The following is a 19,174-nucleotide window of genomic DNA, read 5'->3' on the forward strand; positions in this document are numbered from 1 at the left end:
GCTCAGCAGGGCGGCGGCGGCAGCCGCGCCCTGAGCACGCCCGCGACGAGCGCCGCCCCCGCGCCAAGAAGCGCCAGCGCGGCCATGGCCAGATAGGCCCCGGCGCCGAAGGCCGCCGTCAGCGCGCCGGCCGCGAAGGTCGCGGCGGCGAGGCTCAGGGCCGAAGCCGCCGAAAGCCATCCCTGCATCCGCGCCCGGTGCGTCGGCGTGGCCAGCGCGCCAAGCAGGAGCACGCCGCCGATCGTCGTCGCGCCATAGCTCAGCGCATGCAGCGTCTGCAGCAGGATGACGGCCCAGCCCGGCGGCCCGAAGCTCATGGCGATCCAGCGAAAACTCGCGCCGAAGGCGCCGGCGAGCAGGAGGCAGATCGAGGCGCGCTCGGAGCGAAACAGTCGCCCGGCGACGATGAACAGCGCGCTTTCGGCGGCGACGCCGATCGCCCAGGCGAGGCTGATCGCGAAGGCCGAAAGGCCGGCGGCGCGCCATTCCAGCGTGCCGAAGGCGTAGACCTGCGCATGGCTCGCCTGAATGAACGACGCGGCCATGATCGCCATGGCCGCGAGGCGCAGCCGCGCGCGGTCGGCGGTCAGCCGTCCGCCCCGCTCCTGAACGAGCGTGTGGACGCGGTTCATGCGCCGGAAGGCGAGCGCGCCGGCGCCGAGCGAAGCCATCGAAAGCAGCAGCAGCGCATGGATGATGCGCTCGCCGGGAAAGAGCCGGACCAGAAGCGGCGACGCCAGCATGACGGCGAGCACGCCGATCGAGGTCCAGACGCGGATATGTCCATAGGCGACCGGCGTCCGTCCCTCGACCTCGGCGCGGCGCATCGCCGAGACGGTCAGGGCGTCGCACAGCGCCGGCGACGAGCCCATGGCGAGCGAGACGACGAGCGCGCCGAAAAAGACCGGGGCGAAGCCTTCGACCGCGGCGAGGAACGCATAGCCGCAGGCGATGGCGAGCGCGCACAGCAGCAGGGCGAGCCCGAGGCCGCGCCGGTCGGCGAAGCGCGCGACGAGCGGCGTCACGACGACGCGCAGCACGAGCGGCGCGGCGAGCGCTGCGGCGATCTCGCCCTCGCTCCAGCCGCGCGCGCCGAGCCAGACCGGAAAATAGGGCAGTTGCAGGCCGAGCGGCAGGAAGAACAGGCCGGCGACGAGCGCGAGGTCGCGCGATTCGCCGGGCTTCAGGAGGCGCCTCGCGCTCACTCCATCGCCGCGGCCTTGAGGATGCAGACCATCGTCGCGACGGCCGGCCGGTCCGAGACGTTGCGGATGACATGCGGCCGGTCGCAGCGGTAGCGCAGCGTGTCGCCGGCCCGCGCCCGCTCGACCACGCCCGACACCTCGACCTCAAGCTCGCCCTCGCTCACGGACAGGCTTTCGACCGAGCCGCGCTGGTGCGCCTCCGATTCGAGCACGCCGCCGGGGTCCGCCGAAAACTCGTACCATTGCAGCCATTCGACCGTCTTGATCCAGCCGACGATCGACAGCCGGCATTTTCCGTCGTCGGAGACGAGCATCGGCGTGTCGCGGCGCTCGGTCTTTTCAAGGAACGGCTCGTCGTCCTGCGCCTGCAGCACGCGCTCGATCGACACGTCGAGCGCCTGCGACAGCCGCCAGATGGTGGCGAGCGTCGGATTGGTTTCGTTGCGCTCGATCTGGCTGATGATCGATTTGGCGACGCCCGAATGTTCCGAAAGCTCGGAAAGCGACAGATTATAGGCCTTGCGCAGGCGCTGCACGGCCTTTCCGAGCTGCCCGGACACGGCGAGCGCGCCGGCTTCGAGCGCCTTGGCCTTGTCCCGCCCTTCGATTCCCATCGCGACCCCGTTCGGCGATGCCCCGCCATCGCGTTTGTTATATCGAACGCGCCGGCGCGTCCGCAAGCGGCGTGAAGCGGCGAGCCCGGGGGCGGTCAAGCGTCCATCATCATAGCGTCATCCGAAAGCCATGCGACTCTGCTTTATAAAGCAGCGCAGCAAAAGCAGAACGCAGGATCCGACGCGTGAGCGAGTCAGCAGAGCCAAGACGTTACCGCAGCCTGTTCCTGTCGGATGTTCATCTCGGCACGAAAGGATGTCAGGCGGATCTGCTGCTCGACTTCCTGAAGCATAATGAAGCCGACAACGTCTATCTCGTCGGCGACATCATCGACGGCTGGCGGCTGAAAAGCGGCTGGTACTGGCCGCAGTCCCACAATGACGTCGTGCAGAAGCTGCTGCGGCAGGCGCGCAAGGGCGTCAAGATCACCTACGCCCCCGGCAATCACGACGAATTCGCGCGCGACTTCGTCGGCGCCTTCTTCGGCGGCGTCGAGGTGGTCGACAGCGCGGTCCATGTCACGGCCGACGGCCGGCGCCTTCTCGTCATCCACGGCGACCAGTTCGACGTCGTCGTCCAGCACGCGCGCTGGCTCGCTTTCCTTGGCGATTGGGCTTATGAAGCGGCGCTCGTCGTCAATCGCTGGTTCAACAAGGTCCGGCGGTGGCTCGGCTTCCCCTACTGGTCGCTGTCCTCCTGGGCCAAGCTCAAGGTCAAGAACGCTGTGAGCTTCATCGGCGATTATGAACAGACGCTCGCCGACGCCGCGCGCCGCCATCAGGTCGACGGCGTCGTCTGCGGCCACATTCATCACGCCGCGATCCGCGACATCGGCGGCGCGCTCTATGTGAACACGGGCGATTTCGTCGAGTCCTGCACGGCGGTCGCCGAGCACGCCGACGGCCGGCTCGAAATCCTGCGCTGGCAGGCGACGGCGGCCGAACAGGCCCTGCTGCCCGCGTCCTCCGCCGCGCGGGCGCATCGCCAGGCGGCCGCCTGATGCGCATCCTGATCGCGACCGACGCCTGGAAGCCCCAGGTCAACGGCGTGGTGCGCTCGCTCGAATCGGTCGCGGCCGCCCTGCGCGAGTTCGGCGCCGAGGTCGAGTTCCTGACGCCGCAGGGCTTCGCCTCCGTGCCGCTGCCGACCTACGGCGAGATCAAACTCGCCTTCGCCAGCGCCAAATCCATCCGCAAGCGGCTCGACGGCGCGCCGATCGACCATATCCATATCGCGACGGAAGGTCCGGTCGGCTTCGCCGCGCGGCGCTACTGCCTGCGCGAGAACCGCGCCTTCACCACGAGCTACCACACGCGCTTTCCCGAATATATCGAGACGCGCACGCGCCTGCCCTCGTGGATCACCTACGCCGTGCTGCGGCGCTTCCACAATTCCGGCGCCGGCGTGATGGTCGCGACGGCGTCCGTCGCCTCCGACCTCAAGAAGCGCGGGTTTGAACGGCTGATGCACTGGTCGCGCGGCGTCGACCACCGGCTGTTTTCGCCCGAACGGACGCTGCCGCTCGACCTGCCGCGCCCGATCTATCTCTACGCCGGCCGGCTCGCGCCCGAAAAGAACATCGAGTCCTTTCTGGCGCTCGACCTGCCGGGCTCGAAGCTCGTCGTCGGCGACGGCCCGTCGCGGCGCGCGCTCGAGGCCGCCTTTCCGAAGGCGCGCTTCGTCGGCGCAAAAAGCTCCGTCGAACTCGCGGCCTATTACGCCTCCTCCGACGCGCTCGTCTTCCCGAGCCGCACCGACACTTTCGGCATGGTGCTGATCGAGGCGCTCGCCTGCGGCCTGCCCGTCGCCGCCCTGCCCGTCGCCGGGCCGCTCGACGTGATCGGATCGAGCGGCGTCGGCGCGCTCGACGAAGACCTGCGCGCCGCCTGCCTCGAGGCGCTCGACATCCCGCGCGAAAAAGCGCGCGCCCACGCCCTGACCTTCACCTGGGCGAACAGCGCGCGCCAGTTCCTGGACAACATCGTGCTCGCCAAGTCGCGCAAGCTCTCGACCGCCGCCCTCTGACGGCTCGCCCCTTTAACATTCGGGCATATGCCCCATATCAGCGCCAATCCTTTCCAGGGTCTACGCTGATGGACTTCTATTCTTCCCTGATTCTTGACGATTCCGACCGCTTCGCCGAAGGCCGCGACGACTCCGCGCTCGCCGCCCCTCCGCCCGCAGGCGAAAGCGGGACGCAGGACGACGATCCGCCCGACGACGCGCTGCTCGACGCCTATTCGCGCCGCCTCACGCGCATCGTCGAAGAGGTCGGCCCGAGCGTGGTGCGCCTCGACGTGCGGCGCGGCGACGGGCGCGGCGGCTCGGGCTCGGGCGTGATCGTCTCGCCCGACGGGCTCATTCTCACGAACAGCCATGTCGTCGGCGGCGCGAAGCGCGCCGGCGTCCTGACGCTCGACGGCCGCAGCCTGTCGGGCCGCGTGCTCGGCGACGACCCCGACACCGACCTCGCGCTCGTCCGCGTCGATGAGAACGTCGCCCTTCCCGCCGCCCGGCTCGGCGATTCGAAGCGGCTTCGGCCAGGCGAGATCGCGGTCGCGATCGGCAATCCGCTCGGCTTCGATTCGACCGTCACCGCCGGCGTCGTCTCGGCGCTCGGGCGCTCGCTGCGCGCCGCCAACGGGCGCATGATCGACGACGTGATCCAGACCGACGCCGCGCTCAACCCCGGCAATTCGGGCGGCCCGCTCGTCGCCTCGAACGGCGAGGTGGTCGGGATCAACACGGCGATCATCGCCGGCGCGCAGGGCATCTGCTTCGCGGTCGCCGCCAACACCGCGCGTTTCGTGCTCGGCGAGCTCGTCCGGCACGGGCGGGTGCGGCGCGCCTGGCTCGGCGTCGGCGCGAGCACGATCGTGCTGCCGCGCCGGATCGCGCTGCGCCTCGGCCTCGAACAGACCCGCGGCGCCGTGATCAACGAGGTCGAGAAGGACAGCCCGGCCGACCACGCCGGATTGCTGACCGGCGACATCGTGCTCGCCGTCGAAGGCGAGCCGGTGGCGAGCGCCGGCGACCTTCTGCGCCTTCTCGACGCGAGCCGCATCGACCGGGTCGCTCTGGTCGAAGTGCTGCGGCGTTCGGACCGCCGTCGGTTCTGGGCGGCGCTGCGCGAGCGGCGCTAGCCCCGAAACTGCATCGAAATTAAGCAAGCTTTGGAGCCGACCCAGAAAAGCGGCGTAAACTCCGCGTTTTCCGTCGCAAGAAGCGTAATTTCGTTGCTTCGGCGCGAGTTTTGAGGCAAGAGAAAGAGCCATATCGCCAACAATCCCGACGCCACGGCGTCAGGAGCAATTGACGTCAGGCCGCGCGCAAGCCGCCTGTAAGTCTCGGCGACACCGCCAGTCCGTCAGTTTGAGCCCGAAGGTTGGTCCCTGAAGGCTCGTTCGCGCCGGCGGCCTTCCAGCCGCTTGTGGGCATTTGCAGGGCGCAGGCCCGTTTTTCAGGATAAAGATGACTTTCGAGGAACTTGGCCTTAGCGCCAAAGTGCTGCAGGCGGTCGAAGCGACCGGCTATACGACGCCGACGCCGATCCAGGCCCAAGCCATTCCTTTCGCGCTCGCAGGGCGCGACGTCCTGGGCATCGCCCAGACCGGCACCGGCAAGACCGCGGCCTTCACCCTGCCCATGCTCTCGCGCCTTGAACAGGGCCGGGCGCGGGCGCGCATGCCGCGAACCCTGATCCTCGAGCCGACGCGCGAACTCGCCGCGCAGGTCGAGGAGAGCTTCGTGCGCTACGGCGTCAACCACAAGCTCAACGTCGCGCTTCTGATCGGCGGCGTCTCCTTCGCCGACCAGGACGCCAAGATCACGCGCGGCGCCGACGTGCTGATCGCGACGCCGGGCCGCCTGCTCGACTTCGCCGAGCGCGGCAAGCTGTTGCTGACGGGCATCGAGATCCTCGTCATCGACGAAGCCGACCGCATGCTCGACATGGGGTTCATTCCCGACATCGAGCGCATCTGCAAGCTCGTCCCCTTCACCCGGCAGACGCTGTTCTTCTCGGCCACCATGCCGCCCGAGATCACGCGGCTGACCGAGACCTTCCTGCACAATCCGGCCCGCGTCGAGGTGGCGCGGCCTTCGTCGACCGCCTCGACCATCACGCAGGGGCTCGTCGCCTCCCCGCCCGGCCCCGACAAGCGCAAGACGCTGCGCAATCTGATCCGGGGCGCGGCCGACTTCAAGAACGCGATCATCTTCTGCAACCGCAAGCGCGACGTCGCGGTGCTGCACAAATCGCTCGTCAAGCATGGATTCTCGGCCGGCGCGCTGCATGGCGACATGGACCAGCGCGCGCGCATGGCCTCGCTCGACGCCTTCAAGACGGGCGAGGTGGCGCTGATCGTCTGCTCGGACGTCGCCGCCCGCGGCCTCGACATCCCCGACGTCAGCCATGTCTTCAATTTCGACATGCCGACCCACGCCGAAGATTACGTTCACCGCATCGGCCGCACCGGCCGCGCCGGCAAGAGCGGCGTCGCCATCTCGATCGTCACCCGCGCGGACCAGAAGCATGTCGCCGAGATCGAGAAGCTGATCGGCCGCAAGATCGACTACGCCGAGGGCCCGGCGCTCGCCGACCTGCCCGAGGACGACGCCGACGCCGCGCGCGAAGACGGCGACCGCCGTCGCGGAAAACGCGACCGCCGCCGCGCCGAGGACGGCGATTCGGGCAAGAGCCGCCGCCGCGAGCGCGGCGAGGCGCGCCCGCGCCCCGAGCCCGTCGCCGAGGAGCCGCCGCGCGCCGTCGCCAGGCCGGCGCCCGCGCCGCGCGCCTGCTGCCGCGAGCCGCGGCGCGACGGACGGCGCGACCGCCGCCGCCACGAGGACGACGACGTTCCGGTCGTCGGCATGGGCGATCATGTGCCCATGTTCATGCTGCGGCCGGTGCGCCTCAGGCCCTCTAAATCCGTTCGCGAGGACGCCGAGGAGTCCACCGGCGTCGGCGGCTGAGCGGTTTCGCCGCCGGCGGCGTCAGGTGGCGCGGCGGGCGATCTCCCAATCGGCCTCGGCGATCACCCGCGGCGCGCCGACAAGCCGCCAGACCCCGTCGAGCCGCAGGCCGTAGAGCCGCCCGTGCAGCGCCGCCTCGAAGAAATAGGGCGACAGCGGAAAGACGTCCTCCGCGCGGCCGGCGAACAGCGCCGGCTTGACGATTCCCACGCCCGCATAAACGAAAGGCGCGACCTCCCGTTCGGGGCGACGCGTCAGCCTTCCGTCGACGGCCATGTAGAAATCGCCCGGCCAGTCGACGCCGACGCTCGCCGTCGTCGCCGCCACCAGAAGCAGGATGTCCATCCGCTCCGGGTCCCACAGCTCGGCGAGGCGCAGCAGGTTCTGCCGCGGCCCCTCGATCCAGAGCGCGTCGGTGTTCGCCACATAAATCGGCTTCTCGCCCAGAAAAGGCAGCGCCTTCTTGAGGCCGCCGCCCTGGTCGAGCAGCTTCGCGCGCTCGTCCGAGACGATGATTTCGAGATCGGAGCGGCCGAGCACATGGCTTTCGACCTGATCGGCGAGATGATGCACGTTGACCACCGCGCGGCGCGCCCCGGCGCTGGCGAAGCGGTCAAGCATATGGTCGATCATCGGCCTGCCGCCGACCTTGATCATCGGCTTGGGCGTCGTCAGGGTCAAAGGCAGCATGCGGCTGCCAAGGCCGGCGGCGAAGACCATGGCCGTTTCGGGCGCTTGCGTGGACATGAACGGACGGCCGCCTTTTGTTCCCGAGGGTCCGGGACGTCGGCCCGAAACGCCGCAGAGTTTTAAGCCCGCCGCACGACGACGCCAAGCCCGCGCAGAGGCCGCCCGGGCGGGATCGCCTCCGCGCCGCGCTCAGGCTTCGCCGGCGAGCTTTGGCGCATGCGTCCTGAACCAGGCGCGGATTTCGGCGAGGCTCTCGTGGCGCAGGTTCTTTTGCAGATAGCGCTCCACGCGCGGAAGATGCGCGAGGTAATGCGGCTTGCGGTCGCGCGCGTCGAGCCGCGCGAAAATGCCCAGAATCTTGGTCGCGCGCTGTGCGCCGAGCGCCGCATAGGCCCGCGCGAACTCCTGCAGGTCGAAGGCCGCGCCGGGCGCGAACTCGCGCCGCGCCCGCGCATAGGCGCCAAGCAGCTTCAGTTCGAGCGCCTCGGGCACGTCGACGCGCGCGTCCTGCAGCAGCGAGACCACGTCATAGGCCGGGTGCCCCATGACGCAGTCCTGAAAATCGACGAGCCCGACTTTGGCGAGCCCCTCCCGCCGCGCGAGCCAGATGAGGTTCGGCGAATGATAGTCGCGCAGCGTCCAGGTCGTCTCCATGGTCAGGGCGGCGTTGAGCGTGCGTTTCCAGATGTTGACGAAGGTCGCGCGCGCCCCCGACGACAGATGCAGCCCGCCGCGATGCGTCGCCCACCAGTCGAGGAACAGCTCGACCTCGATGAGCAGCGCGTCGAGGTCATAGGGCGGCACCACATAATCGTCGCCGTCTTCGACTTCGAGCACGTCCGGCAGATCGCTCGCATGCAGCTTCGCCAGCGCCCGCGCGGCGAGCTCGTAGCGCTCGAAGTCCGGCGCGCCGTCGGCCAGCACGCCCTCGGTCCCGAGATCTTCGAGCAGGACCACGCCCGTCTCGAGGTTGAAGGCGTAGATTTCGGGCGCAGACAGCCCCTGTCCGCGCAAAGCCCGGTCGACGGCGACGAAGGGGCGCGCGTCTTCGGCGAGTCGGGCGATGGCGCTATAGGGCTTGCCGAAGCGGATCGGCGGGCCGTCGGGGCGCGGCGGCGAGATCATCAGCACGGCGGTCGCGCCGTCCGGCGTCACGAGACGCTCGAAGGCGCGCGATGAGGCGTCGCCCTGCATGTGGTCGCGCCGGGCGGCGCGCCATTGCGTCGGCGCGAGCAGGGCCTCGATCGCCTGGACGCGGGCGAGGCGTTCGGCGAAGGCGCCGCGTCCGGAGACGGTCGCGGTCCGCGCCTCCTCGCCGCCCTCGGGATCGAGCGCGAAACTGACGTCGAGACGGTCTGGCGAGAGCCGGCCGCCGCCCCGCTCCGGCCATTCGACGATGGCGAAGGCGCCTTCGACCGCCTCGTCGAAGCCGAGCTCGACGAGCTCTTCGGGGCTTTCGAGCCGGTAGAAATCCGCGTGCACGATCGGCGCCTTGCGCCCTTCATAGAGCTGCATGAGCAGAAAGGTCGGGCTCGGGGCCTCGATCTCGGCGTCGCCGCTCAGGCGCCTGATCAGGGCGCGCGCGAACGTGGTCTTGCCGGCGCCAAGCTCGCCCGAGAGGGCGACGAGATCTCCAGGTTCGATCAGCTCGGCGATCTCGTCGGCGAGGCGGGCCGTCGCCGCCTCGTCGGGCAGGCGCCTCGTCCAGCAGGCCGCCCCCAGCCCGGCGGGAGGAGCCTGATCCGGCGCGGGCGCGACCTCGGCGTCTTCAGCCATTGCTTTCGCGCTCCTCTTGCCCGGCGGCCTCGGCCGGAACCATCTTTGCGGGGAAAACGCAGGTCACGGTGGTCCCTTCTCCCAGCGCCGAATCGATCATGATGCGCCCGTCGTGCAGCTCCACGAAGGAGCGGGCGATCGACAGGCCGAGCCCGACGCCGCGATGGCGCGAACCGGCCGAATGCGTGCGGAAGCGGTCGAAAATATGATCGATCACTTCGGGCGGCACGCCGCGCCCGCGGTCGATCACCTTGAACACGATCTCGCCGTCGCGCCGCATCGCCGCAAGGTCGATGCTCTCGCCGCGATCGGAGAAGCCGATGGCGTTCGAGAGCAGGTTGGTGAGGATCTGGCGCAGCCGCTTGCCGTCGGCCACGAAGCAGCCGAGCGGCCCGAGCGCGACGACATGGATCGAGACGCCGGCGTCGGCGGCGCGGGTCTCCATCGCCTGCGCGGCGGCGAAGGCGGCGCCGGCGACGTCGATCTCCTCGAGCGAAAGCTCCATGGCGTCGACGTCGATCGAGGCGAGGTCGAGAATGTCGTTGATGATGGCGAGCAGCGAGGTCGATTCGGCGTTGACGTAGCCGACATAGTCGCGCTGCAGCGGGTTCAGCGGGCCGACCGCCGGATCGTCGAGGCGCTGCGCGAAGCCGATGATGTTGGTGAGCGGAGATCGCAGCTCATAGGACACATGGTGCACGAAGTCGTTGCGCAGGCGCTCGGCCTCGACCAGCGCCTGGTTGCGCTCGGTCAGCGCCCGCTCGATGTTGACGCCGGCGGTGGCGTCGATGAAGGTCAGGAGCGTCGCGCCGTCAGGCAGGGGCGCGGCGGCGCAGTCGAACACGCGCGCGTCGCAGAGCGTCTTGCGGCTTTTCGAGCCGAGCCGCTGGTCCTCGAGCCCGGCGACGGCGGCCTTGAGCGCGTCCCAGTCGTCCGGCTGCGCGAACAGCGGCGCGCAGAGTTCGGCGACCCGGTCGATATGCGGCTCGCCGCTCAGCGCGGCGGGGTCAAGGCCCCAGAGCTCGGCGAAGGCGGGATTGAACAGCTTGAGCCGCCCGTCGCTGCCGAACACGGCGACGCCTTCGCTCAGGGCGTCGAGCGTCTCGCTCTGCACGCGCATCGCCGCGTTGAAGCGCGATTCGAGGCGGAAGCGCTCGGTCAGATCGTCGTAAAGATAAGTGACGCCGCCCTGCGGATTGGGGTTGACGACCATGCGCAGCGTGCGCCCGTCGGGCAGGTGCCAGGCCTGCTCCTCGGTTTCGATCGACTGGTAGCAGGACAGCAGCTTCTCCCGCCAGGCGCGATAGTCGGCCTGCTCGGGGATGAGTTCGGCGGCGCGCAGGTGGTCGAGGATCTCGCCGTCGGTCGGGCGCTCGTCGAGCCAGGCGTGGTCGAGCCCCCAGAGCTGGCGATAGGCTGCGTTGTGGAAGGCGAGGCGTTTCGCGCCGTCAAAGATCGCCACCGCCGTCGAAAGCTGGTCGAGCGTGCGGGCGTGGGCCTCGCGCTCGCGCTCGAGCGCGTCGCGCGCGGCCTGCAGTTCGGTCACGTCGGCGGCCATCCCGGCGCAGCCGAGGCCGCCGTCGCGGCCGGCGCGTCGATGACGCGTCGAAGATGCGGCGCGCGCCCGCGACGACTGCGGGAACGCGGGCGCGCCAGACCTCGCCGGCCGCGCGCGCGGCGAGGCTCGCCCTCGCGCGCCGGCTTCGAGCAGTTCGAGGCCGCGCGCCGGCGTCGGCCGAGTCCTTCGCCTCGACCGCGCTGGCGTAGGCGGCGTTGACGAGCACGAAGGCGCGCCGCCGGCGTCGCGCAGCCAGGCGGGGTTGGGCGACGCCTCGATGGTCGTCCAGAGCGATTTCAGTTGCGCGCGCGCCTCGGCCGCCACGCTCGACGCCGATCGCGTCGAGGCGGTCCCTGGAGACGTCGCGCAGGCAGGCGCAGAAGGGCGCGGCGGCGCGGGGCGCGCCTTCGACTTCGATCCAGCGCCCGTCGCGCGTCGCGGTGGTGAGGCGGAAGCCCTCGCCCCCGGCGCGCAGCCGTCATGCGCTCGGCGAGCTGCCGCGGCGTCGTCTTCGGCGAGCCAGCCGGCGAAATCGAGCGGCCGCGTCCGCGCCGCCTCCGGGCGATAGCACGGACAGGTCGCCGACGACGCGGGCCGCCTCGCCGGGCCCGGCAGGATCGCCAGAACTTGAGATTTTTCGCCCAGGAAAGACCGGCCTCATGGAGGCGCGCGCGCAGCGCGCGGCTTCGGCGTCGAACTCCGCCTCGCGGCGGCGGGCTGCGCGGCGGCCGGACGCATGAAGCCAGCCGGCGGCCCCGGCGAAGGCGAGCGCCCCCGAAGCCGAAGGCGAAGACGAAGCCGCTGCCCCGGGCCGCGCTCGGCTTGTGTTGCGAGCGCCGGCGTCGCGAGCGCCTCTGCGCCTGCGCTGGCGAGCGCCCCGCCAGCACCGCGCGCTGTCCTCATCTATCCCCGTCCATCCTGGAGGCCGCCCTGCCCCGTCAGGCGGCGCAGCTATACGCGGGCGCGCCAGACCTCGCCGGCCGCGCGCGCGGCGAGGCTCGCCTCGCGCGCCGGCTTGTCGAAAAGCTCGAGGCCGCGCGCCACGGCGTCGGCCGGGTCCTTCGCCTCGACCGCGCTGGCGTAGGCGGCGTTGACGAGAATGAGCGCGCCGCCGGCGTCGCGCAGCCAGGCCGGGTTGGGCGACGCCTCGAGCGTCGTCCAGAGCGATTTGAGCTGCGCGCGGGCCTCGGCCGCCACGCGCTCGACGCCGATCGCGTCGAGGCGGTCCTGCGAGACGTCGCGCAGGCGCAGCAGGACGCGGCCTGACCGGGGCGCGCCTTCGACTTCGATCCAGCGCCCGTCGCGCGTCGCGGTGGTGAGGCGAAAGCCCTCGCCCCCGGCGCGCAGCCGTCGCGTGCGCTCGGCGAGGCGCGCGGCGTCGTCTTCGGCGAGCCAGCCGGCGAAATCGAGCGGCCGCGTCCGCGCCGCCTCCGAGCCGAGGACGGACAGGTCGCCGCAGACGCGGGCCGCCTCGCCGGGCCCCGGCAGAATCACCAGCGCCTGAGATTTTTCGCCCAGGAAAAAACCGGCCTCATGGAGGCGCGCGCGCAGCGTCGCGGCTTCGGCTTCAAGCTCCGCCTCGCGGCGGCGGGCGGCGCGGCGGCCGGACGCATGAAGGCAGCCGGCGGCGCCGGCGAAAGCGAGCGCCCCGAAGCCGAAGGCGAAGACGGCCGTCGTCGTGGCCTCGCCCAAAGCCGGCGCGGCGAGGGCCGGCCCTGCGAGCGCGTCGAGGCTCGCGCCCGCCAGAATCGTCCCCGCCAGAAATTCGCGCCAGCGCGTCCCCATCGAGCCCCCTTCGTCCGCGCCCCGCCCCGCCGGCGCGCGGCGGCGCGCACCTTAGCCCGCGCGCCGTCGTTTGAGAATCCGCCGCGAAGCGAAAGCCTAGCGCGGCCGCAGCGCCTTGCCATAGGGGGCGCCGCTGACGAACAACAGCCCGCGCGCGATCGGCCCGCCAAGCGCCGCTTCGACATGGGGAAAGCGCCGCAGAACCTGCGTCGCCACGCGCGAGCGCGCCGACCAGCGCGGCGTCGAGGGCGTCGCGTCGGGGTCGGAGCAGTCCATGCGCCGCAACAGCCGCGCATAGTCGAACGGCGTCCAGCCGCGCTCGACGAAGAATCCGGCGCGGTCGATCAGATGATCGACGAGGATGGCCTTCGCCCGGTCGTTGCTGTCGCCCGCGCCGCCCGGCTGATAGGACAGCACGTTGTGGAGCTGCGGCCGCTTCGAGAAAATATTGCCGCCGTGCAGCCGGTAGACGGCGAGCGCGTCGTCGATCAGCACGCTGCCGCTGACCGCGTTGACGCCGAGGCAGAAATAAAGGTCCGTGCCGGTGCGCAGGCCGGCGAGCGCCTGCGGCCCGAGAAACAGGTCCAGCGCGTCGCGGCGAAAGCAGTTGCCTGAAGTCGGCGACCACACCCATTCATTGGTCATGGGCTCGACGAAGCGCAGGCGGTTCAGGACCGCGCGGTCGACGCCCTCCCCCGGCCAGTCCGCGGCGAACACCGCGCCGGCCTGCTGGCGATAGGGCCTGACCCTGCCCGGCGCCCTGCCGCGCTTGCCCGTCACGACGCGGTTGAACGCCTCCTCGGAGCCGAGCACCACCTCGCGGCCCGCGGCCTGAAGCATGTCGCCCGACGAAAAGCCGACATGCACGCGCAGCGAGAGATGCACGAAGACATGGGTCGAAACGCAATGCGGCAGCAGCAGATCGTCGGCGTCGACGAAGATCACATAGGGCGCGTCGGACGCCGCGAGCCCGTCGAGCGCGGCCGGCGTCTGGCCGTCGTTGGCGGCGCGGCGGATGATTTTCGCCTGCGGCCAGCGCGCCTCGATGCGCGACAGCGCCTGCGGCGTCTCGTCGGTCGAGGCGTTGTCGACCACGACGCAGTCGACGTTTCGATAGGTCTGGCCGAGGATCGAGCCGACGCAGGCTTCGAGAAAGCGTCCATAATTATAATTGACGACGACGACGCTGACGCGCGGCAGGCTCAGCCCGTGCTCAGGGCGCGCGCGCTCCGCCTCGCGCGTCCGCTGTCCGATCGTGTCCGCTTCGTCCGTCAACATCGAGCCTCCCTGACGCCGCCGACATGGACAGGCATTCGCCAAATCAGTCAATATCGGCTTAAGGACAGCCTGTCGTCTTCTGGAGCCGCGTCGCCGCATGGATCGGGTTTTGAAACGCCGCCGCCTCGGCGCGGACGGGCCGGAGGTCTCCGCGATCGGGCTCGGCTGCATGTCGCTCTCGGGCGCCTATGGCGCGAGCGACGACGCCGCGGGCCTGAAGCTTCTGCGCGCCGCGCTCGACGCCGGCGTCGATTTCCTCGACACCGCCGACATGTATGGCTGGGGCCACAATGAGAACCTCGTCGGCGCGGCCGTCGCCGGGCGGCGCGACGACGCGTTCGTCGCCACCAAATTCGGCCATGTCCAGGGCGAGACGGGCGAGCTTTTGATCAACGGCCGGCCGGATTATGTGTTCAGGGCCTGCGACGCGAGCCTCAAACGGCTCAACCTCGACCATATCGACCTCTACTATCAGCACCGCGTCGATCCCGACGTGCCGATCGACGAGACCGTCGACGCCATGAGCCAGCTCGTGCGGCGCGGCAAGGTGCGCTTCCTCGGCCTGTCGGAGGCGCGGCCCGAGACGATCCGCAAGGCGCATCGCATCCACAAGATCGCGGCGGTGCAGATGGAATATTCCCTGCTCTACCGTATTGAGGCCGAGGAGGTGGCGGCCGCCGTGAAGGAGCTCGGCATAGGCTTTGTCGCCTATTCGCCGCTCGGGCGCGGCCTCCTGTCCGAAAGCGTGACCTCGGCGCAGGACGTCGCGAACGACCGGCGGGCGGCGCATCCGCGCTTTGCGCCCGAGAATTTCGCGCGTAACCGCAGGCTCGCCGGGCGCCTCGCTGACGCCGCCCGCGCGAAGGGCTGCTCCACGGCCCAGCTCGCGCTCGCTTTCGTGCTGGCCGAAGGCGCGATCCCGATTCCAGGCACGAGGAAGCCCGAAAGGCTCGCCGAAAACCTCGGCGCGCTCGATGTGGAGCTGACGCCGCAGGAGGTCGCCGAACTCAAGGAGGCGATCCCGGCCGACGCCGCGGCCGGCGCGCGCTACCCGGCCGACCTTCTGGCGAAAGCCTATCTCTAGCCACGCCCGCCGTTGACGCCCCGGGGCGCGGCCTCCCGTATTTCCCGCGCCTTGCCTGCCCGCCTCTCCCCGCCCAAAATCCGCGCGGATCGACGGCTGGCGCCAGGCGGGCGAGAACAACACGCAGCGTCGGCCCGCGACTCCAGGCCAAATGGTTGCGCCTGCGCCGCGACGCGTCGCCCGCGCAAAACGGATCGCCGTGCGGGAGCGCCGCTTAGACGGATCCGTCGACGACGCGCCCCATGGCGGGCGTCGTCCATAAATCAAGAACAAGAAGCTTTTGACCCCCGCGGCGGACCTGCGGAGACCCCTGAAGGAGCTTGTTCATGACCATGAAATGCGTGGCCGAACCGTCGCGCCACACGCCCCCCGCGGCGCGCGAAAACTGTCCCCTGTGCGGCGGCGCGCGCCTGTTCAAGACCGTGGATTTCGAAACGCCGGTGATGTGCAACATCCTGTTTGCGGAGCGCCAGACGGCGCGCGACGCCGACAGGGGACGTTTCACGCTGGCGTATTGCGAGGACTGCTCGCATCTCTTCAACAGCTCGTTCCAGGAAGAAAAGATTTCCTACACGCCAAACTACAATTCGTCGCTCGAACATTCCGCGCGCTTTCGCGAATTCGCCGCCTCGCTCGCCGGCCGGCTCAACGACGCCTACGGCCTCGCCGGCAAGACGATCGTCGAGATCGGCTGCGGCAAGGGCGATTTTCTCAAGCGGCTGTGCGGCCTCGCCGACGCGCAGGGGATCGGCTTCGACACCAGCGTCGACGACGAGCAGACTCCCACCCGCAACGTGCGCTTCGTGCAGGAGTATTTCGGCGCGACGCACGGGCGCGTGCGCTGCGACCTCGTCATCGGCCGCCATGTCCTTGAGCATGTCGGCGACCCTGTGGGCTTCCTCGAGTCCCTGCGCCGGCATCCAGGCGTCGGCGCCGACACGGTGTTCTATTTCGAGACGCCGAACGCCCTCTACACGCTGCGCGATCACGGCATCTGGGACCTCATTTACGAACATGTCTCCTATTTCACGCAAAGCTCGCTCGCCATGGCGTTCGAGCGGGCGGGATTTGAGATCCTCGACGCGGGAACGGCGTTCAGCGAGCAATATGTCTATGTGGAGGCGCGGCCAAGGCGCGCGCCGGCGCGGCGGGCCGGAACGGTCGACGCCGGCCTCAGGCCGCTCGTCGAATCCTTTCGCGAAACCTACAATCGCAAGGTCGAGCGCTGGACAAACTACATCTCGACGCCCGACGCCGAGGATACGGTGGTGTGGGGCGCGGGCTCCAAGGGCATCACCTTCATGAACGTCGTGCCCGGCGCCGACCAGCTGCGCGCGCTGGTCGATCTCAACCCCGACAAGCAGGGCCGCTTCGCGCCGCTTCACGGCACGCCCGTGGTGCGTCCCGACGAGCTTGCGATGCGGCCGCCGAAGTCGATCATCATCATGAATCCGGTCTATGGCGACGAGATCGCGCGGGCGGCCGCGGCCTGCGCTCCGGCGGCGACGCTCATGCTGGCGTAGCCGCAGGGCGCGTCGCCCGCCCTCCCGCCGCGGCGCGCGCCGAGAAATCATCTGGCCGCGCCGCGGAATTTTATTTATCGAAGCTCTCGACGCGTCCAGCCGACTTCACGGCCATGGGCGATTGGTCGAGGAGGCGAACATGAAAAGCATCGTCCTGGCGCTGGCGCTGGCGACGTTCGGCGTGCTGGCGGCCGGCGTCGTCGAGGCGGACGCCGCCGCCTGCGCGCGCGGCGTTTACCGCGCCGGCTGCGTCGGCCCCAACGGCGCCGTCGTCAAGCGCGCCCCGCCGCCCGGCCCGCGCTGCTATTACCGCGCCGGCGTCCGCGTCTGCCGCTACTGAGCTCTGATCCGCGCGCATGACCGCCGCCGACCGCGGCGGCCCCTGCGCGCCTCGACCGCTTGGCCCCCCGTCCACGCCGCATTCCCGCGTGAACGGCGAAGACGCTGCAACCTGGACGGCGATGGACATCGACCACATCAGCGTCGCGATCACCCACGCGACGGCCCCGGCCTTCATGCTCGGCGCGGTGGCGGGCTTCGTGTCCATCCTGAACACGCGCCTCGACCGCATCGTCGAGCGCGGCCGCGCCCTGCGCGCCGGCTCCGCTCCGGGCGTCGAGGCGGCGTCCGCGGCGAAGGTCGGCGCGGCCCTGACGCGCCGCGCCGTGCTGCTTGGAAACGCCATTTATTTCGGCGTGCTCAGCGCGCTCGCCACCTCCATCCTGCTCGTCGCGGCGTTCGGCGCCGCCCTGCTCGGGGTCGGGCATGGCGTGATCGTCGCCCTCATGTTCGTGGCGGCGCTGATCCTGCTCTCCGCCTCGCTCGTCAATCTCGCGCTCGAGCTTCGCGTCCACATGAGCACGATCACGATCGACTAGCGGCGTCCGGCCGCAACCCAGAAGAAGCATTGCCAAACCCCGTCCCCCCATGCACTCTTGCCTGCGACAGTCCGCCGCATGGCGGGGGGCGCAACGCTGTTTCGAGGGCGCAATGAGCGAAAGACTTCCAATCGACGCGACGCATGCGGCCGACGGCTCCGACACGTCGGGTCCGGCCGTCAGGACGATTTCGACCGACGACGTGCGTGACGCCCTGCGGCTGGGGTGGCGCGATTTCCAGGACGCGCCGGCCTACGGTCTCGTCTTTGGCGCGATCTACACGCTGGGCGGGCTGGCGATCGCCGTGTGGGCGTTCCAGAGCGGCCTCAGCTATCTGATGTATCCCGCGATCATCGGCTTCGCGATGATCGGCCCCTTCGCGGCGATCGGCCTTTACGAGGTCAGCCGCCTGCGCGAACGGGGCGAGCCCGTCAGCTGGGGCGCGATCTGGCGCACGCTGGCCTCGCAGGGCGCGGCGGAGCTCGCCTGGATGGCCTTCGTGACCCTGTTCATCTTCATGGCGTGGATGTACGCCGCGCAGATCCTCGTCGCCATTTTCTTCGGCCTGCAGCGCTTCTCGTCGTTCACGGCGTTCCTCTCGCTCGTCGCTACCACGCCCGAAGGCTGGCTGTTCTTCATCATCGGCAATCTCATCGGCGCGGCGACGCTGTTCACGGTGTTCGCGCTGACCGTCGTGTCGGTTCCGCTGCTGCTCGACCGGGACGTCGATTTCGTCACCGCCATGCTGACGAGCCTGCGCGCCGTCGGCGCCAATCTGAAGCCCATGCTGTTTTGGGCCGGGATCGTCTTCGCCATGCTGATCGCCGCGGCCGTGCCGGCCTTCCTCGGCCTGCTCGCCGCGATTCCGACGCTGAGCTTCGCCACCTGGCGGCTCTATCGGAAGCTCGTGGTGACGTAAGCTTTTCAGTCCCCGCATGTGACCGGCCGGATCGAGCCTTGAGCCTTTCAGGGGCTCGATCCAAGCCCCCCAGCTCCCGAATTCCGGCCCGGACGCGCTCGACGCGTCCGGCCTCCGCCCGCCACGGCGTTTCACGGCGGCCGTTTCAGGGTCGCCGATCACGCGTCACGGGCTCCGTGGATCGGTTTCCCCATAGCGCCGCCAGACTTCGGCGAAGGTTTCGTCCGGCAGCCATGTCGCCGTCGACGGATCGCCGACGAACGCCCGATAGGGAGCGATCGAAAGACGCTGCCGTCCGCCCTTCGCCCTGTCATAGGCGCCGCCGAGCCAGCCGTTCTCGAGGACGACCGGCCTCAGGCCGCCGTCCGGCTTCAGGCGGATCCGCAGCGCCGCCTCGCAATAGGCCGCGATGAAGGCGAAGGTCGCGTTCTGGCCCTTGTCGACGGGAAAATGCGGCACGTCCGGTTCGATCATGAAGGTCAGGGGCGCGGCGCGCTCCCGGCGGAGCGCCGCGATGACCGCCTCATGCTCGGGGCTGAAAAACGGATCGGCGAGGCCGTGCATCACCAGCCCCGGCGTCTTTTCGAGGTCCGGATATTGCAGGTAGGAGGTCGCGCCGGGATGGTAGGAAATCCAGGCGATCGTCCGGTCGGGGCGCAGAGCCGCGATCAGCGCCGAAAAGCCAGTGCCGTTGGAATGGCCGAAGGTGATCGCGGGCAGCGTGGCGAGCTCGGGGCGATGCAGCATCTCGCCCAGTCGTTCGAGATAGGGATCGAGCAGGTCCGGCGGATAGAAGCCCCGCTGCACGGGATCGCCCTTCACGGCGACCAGAGCGACCGCGTTGCGGTCCGCGAAGGCGCGAAGCTGAGGCTGGTCGATCGAACCGACG

17 protein-coding genes are annotated in these 19,174 nt (G+C 69.9%); 9 read left to right on the plus strand and 8 right to left on the minus strand.

Annotation, left to right across the window (positions count from 1 at the left end):
- Nucleotides 1–2 precede the first annotated feature (2 nt).
- Nucleotides 3–1,205, minus strand: a complete 1,203-nt coding sequence (locus ACILRB_RS11060; protein WP_395666351.1) for an MFS transporter — start codon at nucleotides 1,203–1,205, stop codon at nucleotides 3–5.
- Nucleotides 1,202–1,819 carry a helix-turn-helix domain-containing protein gene (locus tag ACILRB_RS11065; protein ID WP_395666352.1) on the minus strand — a complete coding sequence of 206 codons (618 nt, stop codon included), beginning with the start codon at nucleotides 1,817–1,819 and terminating at the stop codon, nucleotides 1,202–1,204. Before ACILRB_RS11065 ends, ACILRB_RS11060 begins: the two co-directional genes overlap by 4 nt.
- A 185-nt stretch (nucleotides 1,820–2,004) precedes the next feature.
- Between ACILRB_RS11065 and ACILRB_RS11070 the strand changes: the two genes are divergently transcribed.
- The 4 genes from ACILRB_RS11070 (at nucleotide 2,005) to ACILRB_RS11085 (ending at nucleotide 6,794) form a co-directional block, all read left to right on the plus strand.
- Entirely contained in the window at nucleotides 2,005–2,820 is an 816-nt protein-coding gene (locus ACILRB_RS11070; protein ID WP_395666353.1) for a UDP-2,3-diacylglucosamine diphosphatase, read from the plus strand.
- The gene (locus tag ACILRB_RS11075; protein ID WP_395666354.1) at nucleotides 2,820–3,845 is read left to right on the plus strand and encodes a glycosyltransferase family 4 protein; all 1,026 of its coding nucleotides are present in this window, start codon (nucleotides 2,820–2,822) and stop codon (nucleotides 3,843–3,845) included. Before ACILRB_RS11070 ends, ACILRB_RS11075 begins: the two co-directional genes overlap by 1 nt.
- Nucleotides 3,846–3,913: 68 nt before the next feature.
- Nucleotides 3,914–4,963 carry a S1C family serine protease gene (locus tag ACILRB_RS11080; protein ID WP_395666355.1) on the plus strand — a complete coding sequence of 350 codons (1,050 nt, stop codon included), beginning with the start codon at nucleotides 3,914–3,916 and terminating at the stop codon, nucleotides 4,961–4,963.
- 328 nt (nucleotides 4,964–5,291) lie between these two features.
- On the plus strand, nucleotides 5,292–6,794 hold the full coding sequence (locus ACILRB_RS11085) for a DEAD/DEAH box helicase (protein ID WP_395666356.1): 1,503 nt from the start codon (nucleotides 5,292–5,294) through the stop codon (nucleotides 6,792–6,794).
- Between the two features lie 21 nt (nucleotides 6,795–6,815).
- Here the strand turns inward: ACILRB_RS11085 and ACILRB_RS11090 are convergent, their stop codons facing one another.
- The 5 genes from ACILRB_RS11090 to ACILRB_RS11110 all read right to left on the minus strand — a co-directional run bounded on the left by ACILRB_RS11090 (nucleotide 6,816) and on the right by ACILRB_RS11110 (nucleotide 13,881).
- Nucleotides 6,816–7,541 (minus strand): nucleotidyltransferase family protein, encoded by a 726-nt coding sequence (locus ACILRB_RS11090; RefSeq protein WP_395666357.1) that lies wholly within the window; start codon nucleotides 7,539–7,541, stop codon nucleotides 6,816–6,818.
- 132 nt (nucleotides 7,542–7,673) lie between these two features.
- On the minus strand, nucleotides 7,674–9,260 hold the full coding sequence (tsaE, locus tag ACILRB_RS11095; RefSeq protein WP_395666358.1) for a tRNA (adenosine(37)-N6)-threonylcarbamoyltransferase complex ATPase subunit type 1 TsaE: 1,587 nt from the start codon (nucleotides 9,258–9,260) through the stop codon (nucleotides 7,674–7,676).
- A complete protein-coding gene (locus ACILRB_RS11100; RefSeq protein WP_395666359.1) occupies nucleotides 9,253–10,806 on the minus strand; it encodes an ATP-binding protein in 1,554 nt (517 codons plus the stop codon). Before ACILRB_RS11100 ends, tsaE begins: the two co-directional genes overlap by 8 nt.
- A gap of 963 nt (nucleotides 10,807–11,769) precedes the next feature.
- Nucleotides 11,770–12,603, minus strand: a complete 834-nt coding sequence (locus ACILRB_RS11105; RefSeq protein ID WP_395666360.1) for a hypothetical protein — start codon at nucleotides 12,601–12,603, stop codon at nucleotides 11,770–11,772.
- A gap of 96 nt (nucleotides 12,604–12,699) precedes the next feature.
- Nucleotides 12,700–13,881, minus strand: a complete 1,182-nt coding sequence (locus tag ACILRB_RS11110) for a glycosyltransferase family 2 protein (protein ID WP_395666361.1) — start codon at nucleotides 13,879–13,881, stop codon at nucleotides 12,700–12,702.
- A gap of 97 nt (nucleotides 13,882–13,978) precedes the next feature.
- Here ACILRB_RS11110 and ACILRB_RS11115 point away from each other — a divergent pair, with 97 nt between their 5' ends.
- The 5 genes from ACILRB_RS11115 (at nucleotide 13,979) to ACILRB_RS11135 (ending at nucleotide 18,285) form a co-directional block, all read left to right on the plus strand.
- Nucleotides 13,979–14,965 carry an aldo/keto reductase gene (locus tag ACILRB_RS11115; RefSeq protein ID WP_395666362.1) on the plus strand — a complete coding sequence of 329 codons (987 nt, stop codon included), beginning with the start codon at nucleotides 13,979–13,981 and terminating at the stop codon, nucleotides 14,963–14,965.
- Between the two features lie 326 nt (nucleotides 14,966–15,291).
- Nucleotides 15,292–16,488, plus strand: coding sequence for a class I SAM-dependent methyltransferase (locus ACILRB_RS11120; protein WP_395666363.1), 1,197 nt, complete (start codon nucleotides 15,292–15,294; stop codon nucleotides 16,486–16,488).
- A gap of 139 nt (nucleotides 16,489–16,627) precedes the next feature.
- A complete protein-coding gene (locus tag ACILRB_RS11125) occupies nucleotides 16,628–16,828 on the plus strand; it encodes a hypothetical protein (RefSeq protein ID WP_395666364.1) in 201 nt (66 codons plus the stop codon).
- 88 nt (nucleotides 16,829–16,916) lie between these two features.
- Nucleotides 16,917–17,366, plus strand: coding sequence for a DUF2721 domain-containing protein (locus ACILRB_RS11130; protein WP_395666365.1), 450 nt, complete (start codon nucleotides 16,917–16,919; stop codon nucleotides 17,364–17,366).
- A 112-nt stretch (nucleotides 17,367–17,478) separates the two neighbouring features.
- Complete coding sequence (locus ACILRB_RS11135; protein ID WP_395666366.1) at nucleotides 17,479–18,285, plus strand: DUF2189 domain-containing protein; 807 nt, start codon at nucleotides 17,479–17,481, stop codon at nucleotides 18,283–18,285.
- A gap of 165 nt (nucleotides 18,286–18,450) precedes the next feature.
- Here the strand turns inward: ACILRB_RS11135 and ACILRB_RS11140 are convergent.
- A partial coding sequence (locus ACILRB_RS11140; RefSeq protein WP_395666367.1) for a hypothetical protein occupies nucleotides 18,451–19,174 on the minus strand: 724 nt, incomplete at its 5' end.

Origin of the sequence: Methylocella sp. (genome assembly GCF_044226135.1) — a bacterium.
Classification (GTDB): Bacteria; Pseudomonadota; Alphaproteobacteria; order Rhizobiales; family Beijerinckiaceae; genus Methylocapsa.

Coding starts and splice junctions, on each gene's coding strand:
- ACILRB_RS11065 (WP_395666352.1), bottom strand. CDS start 1,819: ATGGGAATCGAAGGGCGGGACAAGGCCAAGGCGCTCGAAGCCGGCGCG.
- ACILRB_RS11075 (WP_395666354.1), top strand. CDS start 2,820: ATGCGCATCCTGATCGCGACCGACGCCTGGAAGCCCCAGGTCAACGGC.
- ACILRB_RS11080 (WP_395666355.1), top strand. CDS start 3,914: ATGGACTTCTATTCTTCCCTGATTCTTGACGATTCCGACCGCTTCGCC.
- ACILRB_RS11085 (WP_395666356.1), top strand. CDS start 5,292: ATGACTTTCGAGGAACTTGGCCTTAGCGCCAAAGTGCTGCAGGCGGTC.
- ACILRB_RS11090 (WP_395666357.1), bottom strand. CDS start 7,541: ATGTCCACGCAAGCGCCCGAAACGGCCATGGTCTTCGCCGCCGGCCTT.
- tsaE (WP_395666358.1), bottom strand. CDS start 9,260: ATGGCTGAAGACGCCGAGGTCGCGCCCGCGCCGGATCAGGCTCCTCCC.
- ACILRB_RS11105 (WP_395666360.1), bottom strand. CDS start 12,603: ATGGGGACGCGCTGGCGCGAATTTCTGGCGGGGACGATTCTGGCGGGC.
- ACILRB_RS11110 (WP_395666361.1), bottom strand. CDS start 13,881: ATGTTGACGGACGAAGCGGACACGATCGGACAGCGGACGCGCGAGGCG.
- ACILRB_RS11115 (WP_395666362.1), top strand. CDS start 13,979: ATGGATCGGGTTTTGAAACGCCGCCGCCTCGGCGCGGACGGGCCGGAG.
- ACILRB_RS11120 (WP_395666363.1), top strand. CDS start 15,292: ATGACCATGAAATGCGTGGCCGAACCGTCGCGCCACACGCCCCCCGCG.
- ACILRB_RS11125 (WP_395666364.1), top strand. CDS start 16,628: ATGAAAAGCATCGTCCTGGCGCTGGCGCTGGCGACGTTCGGCGTGCTG.
- ACILRB_RS11135 (WP_395666366.1), top strand. CDS start 17,479: ATGAGCGAAAGACTTCCAATCGACGCGACGCATGCGGCCGACGGCTCC.